19 protein-coding genes are annotated in these 17,679 nt (G+C 73.1%); 9 read left to right on the forward strand and 10 right to left on the reverse strand.

Going from position 1 to position 17,679, the window contains the following annotated elements; translation table 11 throughout:
• Positions 1-367 precede the first annotated feature (367 nt).
• From ruvB to FHY02_RS15485, 3 genes are all read right to left on the reverse strand, one after another.
• On the reverse strand, positions 368-1,390 hold the full coding sequence (gene ruvB / locus FHY02_RS15475) for a Holliday junction branch migration DNA helicase RuvB (RefSeq protein WP_183923785.1): 1,023 nt from the start codon (positions 1,388-1,390) through the stop codon (positions 368-370).
• A gap of 314 nt (positions 1,391-1,704) precedes the next feature.
• Positions 1,705-2,073: a hypothetical protein gene (locus FHY02_RS15480; RefSeq protein WP_183923787.1), complete on the reverse strand. Its 369-nt coding sequence runs from the start codon at positions 2,071-2,073 to the stop codon at positions 1,705-1,707.
• A gap of 127 nt (positions 2,074-2,200) precedes the next feature.
• On the reverse strand, positions 2,201-2,866 hold the full coding sequence (locus FHY02_RS15485; RefSeq protein WP_311721511.1) for a hypothetical protein: 666 nt from the start codon (positions 2,864-2,866) through the stop codon (positions 2,201-2,203).
• Between the two features lie 116 nt (positions 2,867-2,982).
• Between FHY02_RS15485 and ispH the strand changes: the two genes are divergently transcribed.
• The 6 genes from ispH (at position 2,983) to FHY02_RS15515 (ending at position 8,199) form a co-directional block, all read left to right on the forward strand.
• Entirely contained in the window at positions 2,983-3,948 is a 966-nt protein-coding gene (gene ispH / locus FHY02_RS15490; protein WP_183923789.1) for a 4-hydroxy-3-methylbut-2-enyl diphosphate reductase, read from the forward strand.
• A 264-nt stretch (positions 3,949-4,212) separates the two neighbouring features.
• Positions 4,213-5,166, forward strand: coding sequence for a homoserine kinase (gene thrB / locus FHY02_RS15495; protein ID WP_183923791.1), 954 nt, complete (start codon positions 4,213-4,215; stop codon positions 5,164-5,166).
• Positions 5,163-5,621 (forward strand): ribonuclease HI, encoded by a 459-nt coding sequence (gene rnhA / locus FHY02_RS15500; RefSeq protein ID WP_183923793.1) that lies wholly within the window; start codon positions 5,163-5,165, stop codon positions 5,619-5,621. Before thrB ends, rnhA begins: the two co-directional genes overlap by 4 nt.
• A gap of 454 nt (positions 5,622-6,075) precedes the next feature.
• Positions 6,076-6,282, forward strand: coding sequence for a cold-shock protein (locus FHY02_RS15505; protein WP_183923795.1), 207 nt, complete (start codon positions 6,076-6,078; stop codon positions 6,280-6,282).
• An 8-nt stretch (positions 6,283-6,290) separates the two neighbouring features.
• A complete protein-coding gene (locus FHY02_RS15510) occupies positions 6,291-7,001 on the forward strand; it encodes a spermidine synthase (RefSeq protein WP_260172938.1) in 711 nt (236 codons plus the stop codon).
• Between the two features lie 154 nt (positions 7,002-7,155).
• A complete protein-coding gene (locus tag FHY02_RS15515) occupies positions 7,156-8,199 on the forward strand; it encodes a rod shape-determining protein (RefSeq protein WP_311721505.1) in 1,044 nt (347 codons plus the stop codon).
• 96 nt (positions 8,200-8,295) lie between these two features.
• Here FHY02_RS15515 and FHY02_RS15520 read toward each other — a convergent pair whose 3' ends face one another.
• Positions 8,296-9,546 (reverse strand): arsenic transporter, encoded by a 1,251-nt coding sequence (locus tag FHY02_RS15520; protein WP_183923797.1) that lies wholly within the window; start codon positions 9,544-9,546, stop codon positions 8,296-8,298.
• A 266-nt stretch (positions 9,547-9,812) separates the two neighbouring features.
• A complete protein-coding gene (locus tag FHY02_RS15525) occupies positions 9,813-10,427 on the reverse strand; it encodes a S24 family peptidase (protein ID WP_183923799.1) in 615 nt (204 codons plus the stop codon).
• Positions 10,428-10,513: 86 nt separating this feature from the next.
• On the opposite strand from FHY02_RS15525, the gene FHY02_RS15530 reads away from it, so the two are divergent.
• Together FHY02_RS15530 and FHY02_RS15535 are read left to right on the forward strand one after the other, a co-directional pair.
• On the forward strand, positions 10,514-10,690 hold the full coding sequence (locus tag FHY02_RS15530; protein WP_183923801.1) for a hypothetical protein: 177 nt from the start codon (positions 10,514-10,516) through the stop codon (positions 10,688-10,690).
• Positions 10,687-10,986 carry a hypothetical protein gene (locus FHY02_RS15535; protein ID WP_183923803.1) on the forward strand — a complete coding sequence of 100 codons (300 nt, stop codon included), beginning with the start codon at positions 10,687-10,689 and terminating at the stop codon, positions 10,984-10,986. The genes FHY02_RS15530 and FHY02_RS15535 overlap by 4 nt, the downstream gene beginning before the upstream one ends.
• Before the next feature lie 36 nt (positions 10,987-11,022).
• Here FHY02_RS15535 and FHY02_RS15540 read toward each other — a convergent pair whose 3' ends face one another.
• The 5 genes from FHY02_RS15540 to FHY02_RS15560 all read right to left on the reverse strand — a co-directional run bounded on the left by FHY02_RS15540 (position 11,023) and on the right by FHY02_RS15560 (position 17,103).
• The gene (locus tag FHY02_RS15540; RefSeq protein WP_183923805.1) at positions 11,023-11,340 is read right to left on the reverse strand and encodes a hypothetical protein; all 318 of its coding nucleotides are present in this window, start codon (positions 11,338-11,340) and stop codon (positions 11,023-11,025) included.
• 60 nt (positions 11,341-11,400) lie between these two features.
• The gene (gene ggt / locus FHY02_RS15545) at positions 11,401-13,173 is read right to left on the reverse strand and encodes a gamma-glutamyltransferase (protein WP_183923807.1); all 1,773 of its coding nucleotides are present in this window, start codon (positions 13,171-13,173) and stop codon (positions 11,401-11,403) included.
• 67 nt (positions 13,174-13,240) lie between these two features.
• On the reverse strand, positions 13,241-13,543 hold the full coding sequence (locus tag FHY02_RS15550; protein ID WP_183923809.1) for a hypothetical protein: 303 nt from the start codon (positions 13,541-13,543) through the stop codon (positions 13,241-13,243).
• A gap of 214 nt (positions 13,544-13,757) precedes the next feature.
• Positions 13,758-16,220: a ribonuclease R family protein gene (locus FHY02_RS15555; RefSeq protein ID WP_183923811.1), complete on the reverse strand. Its 2,463-nt coding sequence runs from the start codon at positions 16,218-16,220 to the stop codon at positions 13,758-13,760.
• A 160-nt stretch (positions 16,221-16,380) separates the two neighbouring features.
• A complete protein-coding gene (locus FHY02_RS15560; RefSeq protein ID WP_183923813.1) occupies positions 16,381-17,103 on the reverse strand; it encodes a dienelactone hydrolase family protein in 723 nt (240 codons plus the stop codon).
• Between the two features lie 83 nt (positions 17,104-17,186).
• Between FHY02_RS15560 and FHY02_RS15565 the strand changes: the two genes are divergently transcribed.
• Positions 17,187-17,672 (forward strand): GNAT family N-acetyltransferase, encoded by a 486-nt coding sequence (locus tag FHY02_RS15565; RefSeq protein ID WP_311731856.1) that lies wholly within the window; start codon positions 17,187-17,189, stop codon positions 17,670-17,672.
• Positions 17,673-17,679: the final 7 nt, after the last annotated feature.

Consider the following 17,679-nt stretch of genomic DNA (forward strand, 5'->3'; position numbering starts at 1 on the left):
TGGGGTCGGATGTTGAGTCGCGGGTGGGAGCGGCGCGGGGCGAGCAGGGAGCGAGCGGTCACCCGCGCGATCTAGCCGAGCGTGTGTGGCGTAGGACAGCGCTGCCGCTCTCCGATCCTCCCCGGCACGGGGAGGGGGACCGCTCGCGCAGCGAGTGGTGGAGGGGGGCATCCGCAAGCGCTGCGCTGCGTGGAGAGCCCCCTCCACCACCGCGCTGCGCGCGGCGGTCCCCCTCCCCGCCATGCGGGGAGGATCTTAGCCCTCGATTGCACAGGCCGTCCTGGCTCCCGGCCGGCGAGGTCAGCCGACGATTGCTGCGCTACTTGGAAAGCCCCTCCCCGCCATGCCGGGACAATCTTCGCCCGCTCTAATCGAACAACCCGTCCTGGCTCCCCGCCGGCGGGTTGAGCCCGAGATGCTTCCACCCGCCCGCGTTGAGCACGCGCCCGCGCGCGGTGCGCGCCACCAGCCCGAGCTGGATCAGATAGGGCTCGATCACCTCCTCGATCGTGTCGCGCGGCTCGCTCAGCCCGGCGGCGAGCGTCTCCACCCCGACCGGGCCGCCGCGATACACGTCGGCGATCATCGTGAGATAGCGCCGGTCCATCGCGTCGAGCCCGAGCTTGTCGACCTCGAGCCGGTTGAGCGCGCGGTCGGCGACTCCCGCGTCCACCGTCGTCGCCCCGGCGACGTTGGCGAAGTCGCGCACGCGGCGCAGCAGCCGCCCCGCGATGCGCGGCGTGCCGCGCGCGCGCCGCGCGATCTCGGCGGCGCCGTCGGGGGCGATGCCGAGCTCGAGCAGCCCCGCCGCGCGCGCGACCACGCGGGTCAGCTCCTCGACGGTGTAGAATTGCAGCCGCACCGGGATCCCGAAGCGATCCCGCAACGGCGTGGTGAGCAGCCCCTGCCGCGTCGTCGCGCCCACCAGGGTGAAGCGCGGCAGGTCGATCCGCACCGAGCGCGCCGACGGCCCCTCGCCGATCATCAGATCGAGCGCGCGGTCCTCCATCGCGGGGTACAGCACCTCCTCGACCGCTGGCTGGAGCCGGTGGATCTCGTCGATGAACAGCACGTCGCCGTCCTCGAGGTTGGTCAGCAGCGCGGCGAGGTCGCCCGACTTGGCGATCACCGGCCCCGAGGTGGCGCGGAAGCCCACCCCCATCTCGCGCGCGATGATCTGCGCGAGCGTGGTCTTGCCCAGCCCGGGGGGGCCGAAGAACAGGACATGGTCGAGCGCGTCGCCGCGGCCCCGCGCGGCGTCGATGAAGACTCGCAGATTCTCGCGCGCGGCCTTCTGGCCGACGAAATCGTCGAGCGTCTTGGGGCGCAGGGCGGCGTCGACGTCCTCGACGCGGCGCGTGGACGAGATCAGGCGGTCGGCGTCGGTCACGCTTCGTTCCGTAGCGCGCGGCGGGGCACGGGCAAAGCCCCGGCGGGTGGTGGAAGGGCAAAGCCTTGGCGAAGGCGCGAGGAAGGTCGGCGAGGAGCGCGCGCGACCTGCCCCATGATCGTCATCCCGGCTCTCCCCTTTTCATCATCCGCCCCCCTTTCTCGTCATCCCCGCGCAGGCGGGGATGACGGAGGGAGAGGGGCGATGACGCCACACAGGCGCGACGATGATGCGAGGGGAAGGCGGCAGAGCGCGACCGTCTCGGGCCAGCGCGTGAGACCGCCAGCCCTAGAGAAGGAGCAGCCCCCGCTGGCTCACGCCAGCCGGTCGACCACCATCCCGCTGCTGCCCGGCGCGAGACCGCCGTAGGTCGCGCCGCCGCCGAGGCTCGCGCGCAATGTGTCGAGCACGCGGTCGAACTGATCGAGCTGCGCGCCGGCGCGGCGGATCAGGCTGCCGGTCGTGCCCGCCTCCCCCGTCTCGCCGAAGAAGTCCTTGAGCGAGGCGCCCGCGTCCGCGCTGAGCGCCCCGCCCGCCACCTGCGAGTCGACCCGGGCGCCGATCGTTCGGTCCGGCGTCGCGGCCGCGCCCGGAACGGCCGCCACCGGGACCGTCGGACGCGTCGTCGGCGCGGCCGTGGGAGCCAGCGACGAGGAGGACAGCAGCGGCGTCAATGCGGTCACGAACAACTCCTGCGGCACCGATAGCGCCTTCAACCAAAGGCTTAGGCCGATAATGGTTGCTCAAAGGTGACCGGCTCGCCGCCGCTCCGACTCGGCTCGTCGCAGAAGGTGTGAAAGTACCGCGTCGTCAGCGGGTTGCGTTATACTTCAGCTGATCGGGCGTGAGCTGGAAGCCGACCAGCGCCTCGAAGCTGGCCGAGGCGACCGCGGTGCGCACCTGCGGGTCAGCGAGCGGATCGAGCGCGGCGTCCTCGTCGCCCGCCTTGCGCTTCTTGGTCAGCCGGTCGCGCACCTCGGACGGCAGCGTCGCCGCGGCGCGCGACACCGCGCTGGTGGCCTCGGCGGAAGCGGTCGCTACCGGCTGGCCGGCGTCGAAGTGGAGCGCGACCTGGCCGAGCCGCTTGGCCACCACCGAGCTGCCGCCGCGCGTGATCGCGATGAAATAGGGCAAGGTCACGTCGCGCGGCGAGTCGGCGCGGACGCGGCGCGCGCGCACGTCGAAGGTGACGCGCGTGATCACGTCGCTGCCCTGGTCGTCACAGGTGGAGCGCACGTTGCTGATCGTCGCCACGGTGTCGATCGCGCTGGCGGTGCGGCTGGCGGGCGGGTCGAACAGGGTGACGTCGCCGGTGCCCGCGGGGACCGCCACGGTCGGGCAGGCCGAGCGTACCGCGGTGATGCCGGCGCCGCCGCGCGAGACGTCGATCTCGCCGGTGCGCGCGCAGCCCGCCGCGAGCAGGAGGACGAGCGACGCGGCGAGCGGGCGGTAAAGGAGCACGCGGGGAGAATTCACTGGGGCATCCCGACAATCAGCACATGCGACAACGGGGCCGCGCGAACGGCCCCGGTCACGCCCGCAGCATAGGAACCGACTATCGCCGGAGCAAGCATTGGCGTAGACGCGGGCGCATGGCCGAACCCGTTCCCGCCCGCCGCCCGCTCGAGCTGCTGATCGCCGCGCCGCGCGGCTTCTGCGCCGGCGTCGACCGCGCGATCCGCATCGTCGAGCTGGCGATCGAGAAGCACGGCGCCCCCGTCTACGTCCGCCACGAGATCGTCCACAACAAATTCGTGGTCGACTCGCTGAAGGCCAAGGGCGCGATCTTCGTCGAGGAGCTGGACGAGGTGCCCGACGGCGCGCCGGTGGTCTTCTCCGCGCACGGCGTGCCCAAGTCGGTGCCCGCGGCGGCGCAGGACCGCGGGCTCGACTATCTCGACGCGACCTGCCCTTTGGTCTCCAAGGTGCACCGCCAGGCCGAGCGGCTGGTCGCGGCGGGGCGGCACATCCTGTTCATCGGCCATGCCGGCCATCCCGAGGTGATCGGCACCTTCGGCCAGGTGCCCGCCGGCGCGATGACGTTGATCGAGACGGTGGAGGACGTCGCCGCGCTAGTCCCCGCCGATCCCGCCAACCTCGCCTTCCTCACCCAGACGACGCTCTCGGTCGACGACACCGCCGCGGTGGTCGCCGCGCTGCACGCGCGCTTCCCCGCGATCCAGGCGCCGCACGGCGAGGACATCTGCTACGCCACCTCCAACCGCCAGGCCGCGGTGAAGGCGATCGCGGCGGCGTGCGACGCGGTGCTGGTGATCGGCGCGCCCAACTCGTCCAACTCGCTGCGGCTGGTCGAGGTGGCGGAGCGTCAGGGCATCCGCTCGGCGCTGATCCAGCGCGCCGCCGACCTCGACTGGGCGTTCCTCGACGGCGTCGGCACGCTGGGCGTCACCGCGGGCGCCTCCGCGCCCGAGCTGCTGGTGCGCGAGCTGGTCGACCGGCTGTCGACCCGCTTCGACGTGACCGAGCGCGAGGAGGAAACCACGCGCGAGACGATCGCCTTCAAGCTGCCCCGCGGGCTGGAGGCGGAGGCGGCGTAACCGGGAGCGGGCTGTGGGCTTTCGCGCGCCGGGCCCTCACCCACGTCCCGTCATCCCGGACTTGTTCCGGGATCCACCGTGCGGCACGTTCATCGGCCCGTGAGGACGCGGGGAGATGGGCTCCGGAACAAGTCCGGGGTGACGGGACGTGGGTGAGGGCCCGCATCGCACCAGGAATCGCACCCCTGGGCTTGACCCGGCCTCCTCTCTTCCGCGAACGAACCCGCCGCGGGCGCTGGGACGGCCGCCACGAGGGGGCAGCAGGTGGCAGTCTACACGCAGGTATCGGCCGAGGCGCTCGCCGCCTTCCTCGCGCGCTATGACGCGGGCGCTTTGGTCTCGGCCAAGGGCATCGCCGAGGGGGTGGAGAATTCCAACTATCTCGTCGACACCACCGACGCGCGCTTCATCCTCACCCTCTACGAGAAGCGCGTCGCGGCCGACGACCTGCCGTTCTTCCTCGCGCTGCTCGACCATCTCGCGGCGAAAGGCCTGCCCGTGCCCCCCGCGATCGCCGACCGCGACGGCGTCGCGATCCAGCGGCTCGCCGACCGGCCCGCCTGCCTGATCCGCTTCCTCCCCGGCGTCTCGGTGTCGCACCCCAGCCCGGCGCAGGCGCACGCCGCCGCGCGCGCGCTGGGCGAGATGCACGTCGCGCTCGCCGATTTCGTCCCGGCCCGGGCCAACTCGATGGGCGTGGCGACGTGGCGCGCGCTGCTCGAGCGCTGCGGACGCGACATCGACGCGATCCGGCCCGGCCTGTTCGACCGCGTCGCGCGCGCGCTCGACGCGATCGAGCGCGACTGGCCCAGCGACCTGCCGAGCGGCGCGATCCACGCCGACCTCTTCCCCGACAACGTGCTGATGCTCGGCGACGCGGTCACCGGCCTGATCGACTTCTATTTCGCCTGCACCGACCTCACCGCCTACGACCTGGCGGTGATGCACTCGGCCTGGGCGTTCGACGCCGCCGGCGCGCCGGTCGATGCCGCGGTGGGCGAGGCGCTGCTCGCCGGCTACGCCGCGGCGGCGCCGCTCTCCGCCGCCGAGCGCGCCGCGCTGCCGCTGCTCGCGCGCGGCGCCTGCGTCCGCTTCCTGCTGAGCCGCGCGTGGGACTGGCTGCACACGCCCGCCGACGCTTTGGTCACGCGCAAGGACCCGCTCGCCTATCTCCACCGCCTCGCCTGGTACGAGGCTCATCCGGACTGTTTTGCATGACCGAACTCACCCTCGTCGAGATGTTCACCGACGGCGCCTGCAAGGGCAATCCCGGCCCCGGCGGCTGGGGCGTGGTGATCCGCAGCGGCGCGCACGAGAAGGAGCTCTCCGGCGGCGATGCGGTCACCACCAACAACCGGATGGAGCTGACCGCCGCGATCGAGGGGCTCAACGCGCTGACCCGCCCGTGCCGCGTCAAGCTGATGACCGACAGCCGCTACGTCATGGACGGGCTGACCAAATGGATCCACGGCTGGCGCAAGAACGGCTGGAAGACCGCGGACAAGAAGCCGGTGAAGAACGCCGAGCTGTGGCAGGCGCTGCTCGCCGCGGCCGAGCCGCACCGCGTCGAGTGGGAGTGGGTCAAGGGCCATGCCGGCCACCCCGAGAACGAGCGCGCCGACCGGCTCGCCAGCGACGCCGCGATGGCGGCGGGGCGCGCCAAGCGGGGGTGAGAGGCGGCGGGCCGGCCTGTTGGCAGCGCGGGTGTCGACGTACAGCCGGAAGGTCATCGATCTCCTTCCGGGCTTCCTGCGCGGATCGTCGGCGACGCGCCTCACCCTTCCGTCATCTCGGACTTGTTCCGGGATCCACTCCTCGGCAACAGCAACGTCTCTGGAGCGCGCGGCACGGTGGATCCCGGAACAAGTCCGGGATGACGGAGAGATGGGGTAGGGCTGACCCGCGAGGGCAGCACGGTGGATCCCGGACCGCCGCCGCCCGGCGCTCACTGTTCGCCCGCCCCACCGATTCCGCCTATCTTTCCCTTCGCCATAGCTCTATCGCAGTGCGGCGACGTCGTATGCGACGGATCTCGGGCCACTGCGCGCCCCATATCCCTTTCAAGCTAAACGAAGCCGGGGTGCCGCTCCCGTGGCAGCCCCGTCACCTGGGATGAAGGACGCCCTCATGATCACCGGCACCGTCAAATTCTTCAACGCCGACAAGGGCTATGGCTTCATCGCGCCGGAGGACGGCGGCACCGACGCCTTTGTCCACATCAGCGCGGTCGAGCGCGCCGGCATGCGCACGCTCGATAAGGACCAGCGCGTCAGCTACGAGCTGGAGACCGACCGGCGCGGCAAGGTCTCGGCCGTCAACCTCCAGTCCGCCTGAGCGGCGCGATGGCGGTGGCCGAGGCGGCCCTCGGCACGCCTGACGTCGGCGCGGACGGCCCCTGGGGCATGCTCGTCGACACCGCCGAGCTGCCCGACGGCGGCCAGCTCCATCTGCGGCGTCACGAACAGGACTATGAGATCCTGTTCGGCGACGAGCAGCTGATGGGCAGCTGGGCGGTGCGCTCCGAGGAGGCGCTCGCCACGCTGGCGCTGCGCGGGCTCGGCGCCGCGCCGCGCGTGCTGATCGGTGGACTCGGCATGGGCTTCACCCTCGCCGCGGCGTGCGCCGCGCTGCCGGGTGCGGCGACGATCACCGTCGCCGAGCTTGTCCCCGAGGTAGTTGCCTGGGCGACCGGGCCGCTGCGCCACATCCACGGCGAGTCGCTCGGCGACCCGCGCGTGTCGCTGATCGTCGGCGACGTCCACGACGTCATCCTCGAGCAGGAGATGCGCTTCGACGCGATCCTGCTCGACGTCGACAACGGCCCCGAGGGCCTGATCCACCTCGCCAACGAGCGGCTCTACTGTGACTGGGGGCTGCGCACCGCGCGCGCCGCGCTCCGCCCCGGCGGCGTGCTCGCGGTGTGGTCGGCCTTCGCCGACCCCGACTTCACCGCGCGGCTGCGCGCCGCCGGCTTCGCGGTCGACGTCGCCACGGTGGATCCCGACGGCCACGGCGAGGCGCCGCCGCACACGATCTGGCTCGCCACGCGCTGACCCAATGCGGCGGGTGGCGCCCGCCACCTGCCGCCCGCCACCCGCCGCTGATCGCAAGCGCATTGACGGGTGAAGCGAAAGTCGCGAGCCGCGCCAGACCCTTGAGCCCCCTTGTTGGCAGCGCGCCGCCGACATCATCGAGAGAACGGTGCCCGTGCGCTTACCCTCCATCCTCGGCCTTCGCTCGCACGACCTCGCGGTCGACCTTGGCACCGTCAACACGCTGGTCCACGTCGCCGGGCGCGGCATCGTCATCGACGAGCCCTCGGTCGTCGCGGTCGAGGAGCGCGACGGCGTCACGCGCGTGCTCGCGGTCGGGTCAGACGCCAAGCTGATGATGGGCAAGACGCCCGAGCATATCCGCACCATCCGCCCGCTGCGCGACGGCGTGATCGCCGACCTCGACGTCGCCGAGCAGATGATCAAGCATTTCATCGACAAGGTCCACGGCGGGCGCGGCCGGCTCCAGCGCCGGCCGGGCATGGTGATCTCGATCCCGACCGGCTCGACCCAGGTCGAGCGCCGCGCGATCCGCCAGGCGGCGCTGAGCGCGGGCGCTTCCGAGGTGCGGCTGATCGAGGAGGCGCTCGCCGCCGCGCTCGGTGCCGGGCTGCCGATCACCGCGCCGACCGGCTCGATGGTGGTCGACATCGGCGGGGGCACCACCGAGGTGGCGGTGCTGTCGCTGAGCGGGCTGGCGTACAGCAGCTCGGTCCGCGTCGGCGGCGACAAGCTCGACGACGCGATCGCCTCGCACGTCCGCCGCCGCCACAATCTGATGATCGGCGAGGCGACGGCCGAGCGGATCAAGCTGACGATCGGCTCGGCCAGCCGCCCCGGCAACGAGGCCGACCGGCCGATGCGCGTCAAGGGGCGCGACCTCGTCAACGGCATCCCCAAGGAGATCACCATCACCGAGGGCGAGATCGCCGACGCGCTGGCCGACCTGGTCGGCCAGATCGTCGAGGCGGTGCTGCGCACGCTCGGCCATATCAAGCCCGAGCTCGCCGCCGATGTCGTCGAGCAGGGCATCGTCATGACGGGTGGGGGCGCGATGCTGACCCGGCTCGACGAGGTGCTCAGCGCCGCGACCGGGCTGCCGGTGGTGGTGGCCGACTCGCCGCTGCTGTGCGTCGCGGTCGGCGCCGGCCTGGCGCTGGAGGACCCGCGGCTGCGCGACGCGCTGTCGCAGGGGTGATGGGGATGGGGGGCCTATCGATCCTCCCCTGCAAGGAGAGGATGAGGTAGCGACTGACGCTCGAGACGCCGCTCCCTCGGCAACGCTATGCGCCCCCTACCCGATCAGCAGCCGCGCGCCGAGCGCCGCCGCCAGCGCCGGGATCATCGTCACCGCCCCCACCTTCAAGAAGCGCCAGAAGCCGACGTCCTCGCCCTCGCGGCGGATCGCCTGCAGCCACAGGATCGTCGCGAGGCTGCCCGTGATCGAGAGGTTGGGGCCGAGGTCGACGCCGATCAGCAGCGCGTCCACCACCAGCCGCGGCGGGTGCGCCTGCGCCACCGCGGTGCTGGCGACCAGCCCGGCGGGCAGGTTGTTCATCAGGTTGGAGACGAAGGCGAGCACCGTCCCCGCCACCGCCGCGCCGCGCACCGGGTCGGCCGCGGTGGTGCGCAGCGCCGCGGCGACCTGCGCGATCACGCCGGTGCGATCGAGCGCCTCGACCAGCACGAACAACCCGGCGACCAGCGGCAGCACGCTCCATGACACCTGCCGCGCCAGCGCCAGCGGCGAGCGCCGCGCCAGCGCGCACACCAGCAGCGTCGTCACGACACCGGCGACGCAGGTCGGCAGCCCGAGCGGCAGGTCGCGCGCCGAGATCACCAGCAGCAGCAGCGCGGTCGCCGCGATCCCCGCCAGCGCGGCGCGACCGCCCGCGGGTAGCGGCGTCCGCGCGACGTCGATCGCACAGCTGCCGGTCAGCCGCGCGCGCTCGGCCCAGCGCAATGCGACGAAGGTCACGCCGATCGCGGCGAGCGAGGGCAGCGCGAACGAGCCGAACCATTGGCCGAGCGGCGGCATCGTCCCGCCGTACAGGACGAGGTTGGCGGGATTGGAGATCGGCAGCACGAAGCTGGCCGCGTTGGCGATCAGCGCGCAGGCGAACAGCAGCGGCAGCGGGTCCGCCCTGGCCTTGCGCGCGGCGGCATAGACCGCGGGGGTCAGCACCACCGCGGTGGCGTCGTTCGACAGGAAGGTCGTGGTGACGATGCCCGTGGCATAGACCAGCGCGAACAGCCGCCGCGGCGAGCCCCGCGCGTGTGCCGCGGCGGCGGCGGCGACCCAGTCGAACAGCCCCTGCTCGCGCGCGGTCTCGCTCAGCAGCATCATGCCGATCAGGAAGAGGTAGACGTCGCCGCCCTTCGCCACCGCGCCCAGCGCCGCCTGCCACGGCATCAGCCCGAGCAGTAGCAGCAGCCCGGCGCCGGCGACCGCCCAGATCGCCTCGGGCCAGCGGAACGGGCGCGCGATCACCGCCGCGGTGGCGGCGGCGCAGATGCCCCAGGTCGCACCGGCACCGAGGATCACCAGGGACCGCCGTCGGTGTCGCGACCGAGACGCGTGCCGCACGGCTGGCGCGACGGTGGAACGTGCTCGGATGCGCCGTCGCGACGTGCTTCCGGCACGCGATGCCCTCCGCGCCGATCGAGCCTCGGCGGCCGACCCGCTTCCGCCCTGCCCGAACTGTCCGTGGCGGCCACCGCCATCGCCGCGCCTCCGATCATGCCGCGCCAACCCTGTCACGGTCTCCTATAGCCGCACCGGCACTGATGTATATCAGCGGCTCGCCTGCCTCACAGCATGCGGGTGAGCAGCCGCGCGCGTCCGATGACGACGAGCGCGCGCGCCGCGACCCGCGACGTCGGCCAGTCGGGATTGTCGCTGTGCACCGCGACGGTCGCGCCTTCCGGGACCAGCCGCTTGACCGCCAGTTCCTCGTCGCGCCGGATCACGTAGATCGCACCGCCCGCGGCGGGGCGGCGGTCGGCGGTGTCGACGAGCAACCGGTCGCCGTCGCGCAAGGTCGGCGCCATCGACTCGCCCGCCACCGTGATCAGCGAGGCGGCGGCGGGCGCGATCCCGGCCGCGCGGAGCAGCGCGCGCGGCACCGGCTCGGCGCGGAGCAGGCGCTCCTCCGCTACCCGCCCGTGCCCCGCCGCGGCGCGTACCGCCAGCCACGGCACCGCCACGTCCTCCTCGCGCGGTGCGGCGCCCAGCACCGCTTCATCGAGCGCCAGGAAGTCGGCGAGCAGCCGGCGCTCGCGCTCGGGCAGGCGCCGCGGCGAGCCGCGCAGCACGAACTGGCTGAGATAGGCCTGATTGCGCCCGATCATCCGCGACAGTGCGGAGAGCGCCACGCCACGCTCGGCGGCGGCACGCGTGAGCGCCTGCTGCGGGGTCTCGGCCATGCGCAACCCTAGCCTGAGGATTTTTCCTCGACAAGTTGGAAAAGTGAGAACAGATGAAGAACGGGTGAGTCGAGGGAGATGTATCGATGAGTCTGTTGCTGGAGATCGAACGCTATCTGCGCCGCACCGGAGTCGCACCGACGACGTTCGGGCGGCGAACCGTCAACGACCCGCGGCTGGTCCGCGACCTGCGGTGCGGTCGCGTGCCGGGCGAGCGGATGCGGCGGCGGATCGAAGCGGTGCTGCGCGCGGGCGTGCGATGAGCGCGGGGCGGCTGCAGCGCGCGCTGGCGCGCTCCGCGGCGCGCGCGGGCGCGGCGGTGGCGATCGAGCGCCACCGCGCGGTGGCGTGGCACAGCGCGACCTTCACCGGCGACCGGCACGAGCTGGTGCTGGCGGGGCGCAGCGACCCGCGGCTCGACGCCTGGCTCGACTCGCTCGACGCCGACTCGCTCGCGCTGCCCGGCCATGTGCTGGCGGAGCTGCGCGTGGTGGCGCGCGCGTGCGAGGCGGGGGCGACGCACGCGCGGCTGGAGGGCGTGACGGTGGCGGCGGGGTGAGGTCGTCCGCCGGTCAGGGGAGGCTTACGGCGCCCTTCACCCCACCAAACGGCGCAGTCGTTGCAGCGTCTCGTCGAGCAGCAGCGGCTCCAGCGCCATCGCGCGCGGCGCGGGTGCCGCCTCGGGCGTGGCGCGCGCGAGCGCGGCGGGATCGAACAGGCGCAGCGGCAGGTCGAGGTCGCGCGGCAGCGGGCGCTCCGGCGGCGGCGTCAGCCACGCCGGCGCCGCCCCGGCGGCGTCGCGCGCGTGGCGCTCGTCGCGGCGCCGCAGCCGACGCCACGCGTCGGCCAGACCAGAGAGCGGGGCCGCGGCGAAGGGGGCGGCGGCGGAGCGGGTGAGGACATCGGCGACCATGTGCCTGTCCCTAGCCAGGCAATCGTAAGTCTATGGTTAACGCGCTGAAAGACCAGCGCTTCAGTTCACCGGCGCCAGCGCCACCTTGCCCTCGCGCCGCGGGTCGTAGCCGCCGTCGAGCCGCCCATCGCGGACGATGACGCCGTGCAGCCCCGAGTCCTCGCCCTGCCCCGGCCGCACCGTCACGCCCCGCGCGGCGAGGCCGTCGCGGATCGCGGGCGCAAACTTGTCGGCCTCGCCCTGGAACGAGTCGCCGCGCGCGATCAGGTTGGGCAGCGCCAGCGCCTGCTGCATCGTGAGTCCCCAGTCGACCGCGCCGACCACCGCCTTGCCGACATAGGCCAGGATCGCGTTGCCCCCCGCCGAGCCGACCGCGCCGGCGAAATGGCGCTGGCGGTCGAGCAGGATCAGCGGCGTCATCGACGAGCGCGGGCGCTTGCCCGCGGCCACCGCGTTGGCCGCGGCGCGGCCGTCGGCGTCGCGCGGGCTGAAGGAGAAGTCGGTCATCTGGTTGTTGAGGAAGAAGCCGTCGACCATCCGCCCGGAGCCGAAGATCGACTCCACCGTGGTCGTCATCGACACGACGTTGCCGCGCGCGTCCCCGACGACGAAGTGCGAGGTGCCGGTGGGCTCGAGCGTGCGGTCGACGCCGCGCGGTGCCGCGCCCTCGGGCTGGCCGGGTGCGGGCGCGGCGCCGGCGCGCTCGCCGATCAGCCGCGCGCGGCGATCGAGATAGGCGGGGGCGAGCAGCCCGGCGACGGGCACGTCGACGAAGGCAGGGTCGCCGACGTAGCGGTCGCGGTCGGCGTACATCAGCCGGCTCGCCTCGGCGAAGAGGAACCAGCCGCGCGGGTCGTCCGCGCCGTAGCGCGCCACGTCGGTGCGCTCGAGCAGGCCGAGCAGCTCGAGCAGGCCCACGCCGCTCGCGGGCGGCGGCGGCGCGCAGACCAGCAGCACGCGATAGGGTGCGCACAGCGGCTCGCGCACGACGGGGCGGTAGGCGGCGAGGTCGGCGAGCGTCATGCTCCCCGCGAGCGCGCCCTCGTGGACGCGCGCGACGATCCGCCGCGCGGTCTCCCCGGCGTAGAGTGCGTCCGGTCCCTGCGCGGCGAGCCGCTGGAGAAAACCGGCATAGGCCGGGTTGCGCAGCCGGTCGCCGGGGCGCAGCAGCCCGCCGCCGGGGCGCGCGAAATAGGCGAGCACGTCGGGCGCGTTCGACTCGGGGAAGCGCCCGCTCGCCAGGAAGCGGCCGAGCCGCGGCGAGACCAGGAAGCCGTCGCGCGCGGTACGCTCGGCGTCGCCGAACAGGTCGCGCCACGGCAGCGCGCCGTGGCGGCGATGCGCCTCGGCGAGCATCTTCACCGCGCCGGGCACGCCGGTGGCGCGCCCGCTCAGCACCGCGGTGGCGAAGGGCAGCGGCTTGCCGCCGTCGTCGAGGAACATGTCGGGCGTGGCGCCGGCCGGGGCGGTCTCGCGTCCGTCGTAGACGGTCACCTGCGTGCTGGCGGCGTCGTAATAGGTCATGAAGGCGCCGCCGCCCATGCCCGAGCTCTGCGGCTCGACCAGCGACAGCATCGCCTGCACCGCGATCGCGGCGTCCACGGCCGAGCCGCCGCGGCGCAGCACCGCCAGCCCGGCGTCGGCGGCGAGCGGGTTGGCGGCGACGACGAAGAGCTGCGGCTGCGTCGTCGCGGTGGCGGCGGCGGGCGCGGGCGCCGTCGCCGCCGGCCGCGCCGCCTCATGCACCGCGGGCGGCGGCGTCGCGCAGCCGCCGAGCAGCGCCGCCAGCGCCAGCGCGACGCTTGTTCCCCACGAGCTCGCGCGCGCTGCCATGGCCGTTCCTTCCGCTATCCGAAGCGGCGCGGATAGCGGCGGGCGACCGCAGCGTCCACCGCGCGGCTCATCCCAGCGCGATCGCTCCCGCCGCGGCGAAGCCCGCGAGCGCGAGATAGCCGAGCACGCGCGCCAGCGACTCCTTGCGATAGTCGGCGTAGCGGCGGCGGTGGAGCCAGTAGCGCCCGTCCTCGGTCTTCTCGAGCGCGCCGAACGCGATCATGCGGTCGAACTCCTCGCCGCCGAGGCGCGTCGCGGGCCGCTCGAACGCCGTCGCGGTGGCCGCGGTGGTCGCGCCTGCCGAGAGGAAGTGCCACGCGATCTTCTTTCGCGCCTTCATGATCACCGTCGCGGCGATGGTGCCGGGCATGTTGAGTCTCCTGTGTCGATCATCTCCCTCCCCTGGAGGGAACCGTCTGCAGAACCTCTTCCGTCATCCCGGACTTGGTCCGGGATCCACCGTGCCGCTTACTCTGAAAGCGTCGCTCTCGCGGAGAAGTGGATCCCGGAACAAGTCCGGGATGACGAAGAGTGAGGAGCGTGCTGGTATGACCACCGGGGCATCCTGAAGGGAAGAGAGGACGTCAGCGTTTCCCCTGGTGGCGGATGTTGCCGGGCCGCCCGCGCCGCTTGAGCACGCGCGGCGGGCGGCGCTCGCTCTCCCTCTCTCGCGCCCGCCCTCCCCCACCCGCGCCGCCGTAGCGGCCCTCGGGCAGCTCGAAGCGCAGCGCGCCCGAGACCGGGTTGGCCTCCGCCAGCCGCAACTCCAGCCGCTGCCCCTGCGCATAGGTCTCGCCGCTATGCTCGCCGACCAGCCGGCGAGACGCCTCATCATAGCGGAAATATTCGCCGCCCAGGTCGCGCACCGGCATCAATCCGTCGCCGCCGACCCCCTCGACCGTGGCGAAGAAGCCGAAGTTGGTGACGCCGGTGATCCGCGCCTCGACCAGCTCGCCGACACGCTCCGCCAGATACGCGGCGACATAGCGGTCGATCGTCTCGCGCTCGGCCTCCATCGCGCGGCGCTCGAGCTGGCTGATCGTCTCGCCCGCGCGCTCGAAATCCTCGTCGCCCGCCAGCCCGCCGGGGCCGAGCGCGTAGGCGCTCACCAGCGCGCGGTGGACCATCAGGTCGGCGTAGCGCCGGATCGGCGAGGTGAAATGCGCGTAGCTGCCCAGCGCCAGCCCGAAATGCCCCTGGTTGAGCGGGGCGTAATAGGCCTGAGTCTGGCTGCGCAGGATCTGCTCCATAATTTCTGGGCGGAACTCGGCATCACCGACGCGCGCGATGATGTGGTTGAAGGTGGCGGGGCGGATCACCTGGCCGAGCGCGAAGGCGACCTCGAAGGTGGCGAGATAGTCCTTGAGCGCGACCAGCTTCTCTCGCGCGGGCGCCTCGTGGACGCGGTACATCACGGGCGCCTTCTTGGCCTCCAGCGCCTTGGCGGCGGCGACGTTGGCGGCGATCATATAATCCTCGATCAGCCGGTGCGCGTCGAGCCGCTCGCGCGGTGCCACCGACATGATCCGTCCCTTCTCGTCGAGCACGACGCGGCGCTCGGGCAGGTCGAGCTCAAGCGGCTCGCGCCGGTCGCGCGCCGCGGCGAGCGCGCGCCAGCAGTCCCACAGCGGCGCCAGCGCGGTGTCGACGAGGGTGGGGTTCCAGGCGAAGGGGGCTAAATCCTCCCCGGCACGGGGAGGGGGACCGCCCGGCGCAGCCGGGTGGTGGAGGGGGCGCTCCACCGTCGGGACGATGGTAGGACGCGACTCTCCCGACGGCAGCGCCTGTGGCGCCCCCCCTCCACCACCGGCTGCGCCGGCGGTCCCCCTCCCCGTGTCGGGGCGGACCGTGCGCGCCGCCCGCGCGTCGATCGCGGCCTGCGCCTCCTCGTAGGCGATGTTCGCCGCCAGCCGCACCAGCGCGCGCGAGAAGCGCCAGCTCTTCAGCGCACCGTCCTTGCCGATTCGCAGGTGGCAGGCCAGCGCGGCGCGGTCCTCCCCCGCCTTGAGCGAGCAGACGTCGGCGGAGAGGATCTCGGGCAGCATCGGCACGACCCGGTCGGGGAAATAGACCGAGTTGCCGCGCGCGCGCGCCTCGCGGTCGAGCGCGCTCTTCGGGCGGACATAGTAGCTCACGTCCGCGATCGCGACGATCGCCTGCCACCCGCCCGCGTTGGCGGGATCGTCGTCGGGCGCGGCCCAGACCGCGTCGTCGTGGTCGCGCGCGTCGGCGGGGTCGATCGCGACGATCGGCAGGTGGGTGAGGTCCTCGCGCCCCTCGCCGAGCGGCTGGCGCGCGACCCGCGCCGCCTCGTCGAGCGCCTCCTGCGCGAACACGTCGGGGATGCCGAGCCGGTGGATCGCGATCAGCGAGAAGCTGCGCGGCGCGAACGGGTCGCCCAGCCGCTGCACCACGCGCGCGGTGATCCGCGGCGGGCGGCCGGCCTTCTCGGCGAGTACCAGGTCGCCCGCCTCGGCGTCGCCCGCGTCGGACACGGCATATTCGCGCCGCTCCTTCTTCTCGACGCCCTGGAGCCAGAGCCGATCGCCCTCGCGCCGCAGCACGCCGATCAGCTGCTCGGCCGCGGGCGCGAGCACCTTCATCGGGTGCGCGGTCCAGCCGTGGCCGGTCTCTTCCGTCCGCGCGAGCAGCCGCTCGCCGACGCCGAGCGCGCCGCGCCGGCGCTCGCGCACGCGGATCCGCGGCACGGGCGCGTCGGACTGCCAGTTCTCCGGCACCGCCCAGACGTTGCCGCCCTCGTCGACGTCGGCGACGCGCAGCACGGTCACCTTGGGCAGCCCGCCCATCTTGTGAAAGGCGCGACCGGGGGCGGAGTCGATCAGCCCCTCGTCGGCCATGTCCTTGAGCAGCGCCTTGAGCGCGATCTTCTGTTGCGCGGAGAGCGCGAAGGCGCGCGCGATCTCGCGCTTGCCCGCGGGCGTGGCGGAAGTGGCGATGAAGTCGAGCACCTGCTCGCGCGTGGGCAGGCCGGGGGACGGTTTCTTTGGCACCCCTCGGAGATAGGGGCTCTGGGCGGCCGGCGCCATGCGGGAAAAGCCTCAGACCCTCCGCTTGCACAGGAACGCATACGCCGCAAAGGGTTGTTCTGCTTGGCCCTGGATTCCGGCGTTCGCCGGAACACGTCATCAAACCCGCACGTCGAGCGAATTTCGCAACGCTCCCCTGGAAGGGGAGCATTTAGCCCCTTCACCCCAGCGCTTCCTCCAGGAAGTACCGCATCGCCGCCCAGCTCCGCCGGTCCGCCCGCTCCTCGTAGGCGACGCCGGGCACGGTCGAGCCGCGGCGCGCCTCATCGGTGAAGGCGTGGCCGGCGTTGCCGTAAGCGTGGATCTGCCAGTCCGCCCTCGCCTCGGTCAGCTCCTGCGCCAGTGCGGTGACCGCCTCAGGTGGGCCGAGGGGGTCGTCCCAGCCGTGGCACACCAGCACCTTGGCCGTGATCGGCGCGACACTGGCATAGTCGGGCCGATCGTACACGCCGTGGAAGCTCACCACGCCGCGCACCTCGAGCCCGGCGCGCGCCATGTCGAGCACGCACTTGCCGCCGAAGCAGAAGCCGATCGCGGCAGTGCGTGCGGCTTCGACCTCGGGCTGCGCCACCAGCGCGGCGAGGCTGGCGGCGAGCCGATCGCGTAACAGAGCGCGATCGGCGTTGAGCTCGTCCATGTAGCGCGCGATGTCGGGGCCGGGCTCGGCGCGGCGGCCCTCGCCGTACAGGTCGCAGGCATAAGCGGCGTAGCCGAGCGCGGCGAGCGCCTCGGCCTTGGCGTTGTCGGCCTCCTTCTGGCCGAGGATGTTGGGCACGACGAGCACGCCGGGGCGCGGGCCGGCGATCGAGTCGTCCCAGGCGAACACGCCGGCGAAACGGCCGCCGGGGCCGTCGTGGTGGAGCGGGCGGCGGGTGATCGGCATCGCTGAGTCTCCGGGCGAGCGCGGTTGTCTCGCACGCTCCTTCCGCTAGAGCGATGCCGAGCAGGCGACAAGCGGGAGCGAGCGTGGACGGACCGGGTGAGGCGAGGCGCGACTATCGGGTGCGGCGCGGCGACCCGTCCGAGCCCGCGATCGCGGCGCTTCTCGCCGCACATGTCGCCGACCAGCGCACGGGCACGCCGGCGGGTTTCTCCTTCGCGCTCGACGCGGCGCGGCTGGCGGCGCCCGACGTGGCGCTGTTCGCCGCCTGGGACGGCGACGCGCTCGCCGCGGTCGGCGCGCTCAAGCGGCTCGACGGCGGCGCCGGCGAGGTCAAGTCGATGCGCGCCGCGCCGGCCTATCGCGGCCGCGGTGCCGGGCGCGCCATCCTCGCCGTGATCGTGGCGGCCGCGCGCGACGCGGGACTGACGCGGCTCTATCTCGAGACCGGCACCACCCCGGCCTATGACGCCGCGCTGGCGCTGTACCGCCGCGCCGGCTTCGCCCCCTGCGCCGCCTTCGCCGACTACCAACCCAGCCCGCACAACCAGTTTCTCGCGCTCGCGCTCTAGCAGGAGT

This window comes from Sphingomonas sp. BK069 (genome assembly GCF_014193405.1).
Taxonomy (GTDB): Bacteria; Pseudomonadota; Alphaproteobacteria; order Sphingomonadales; family Sphingomonadaceae; genus Sphingomonas.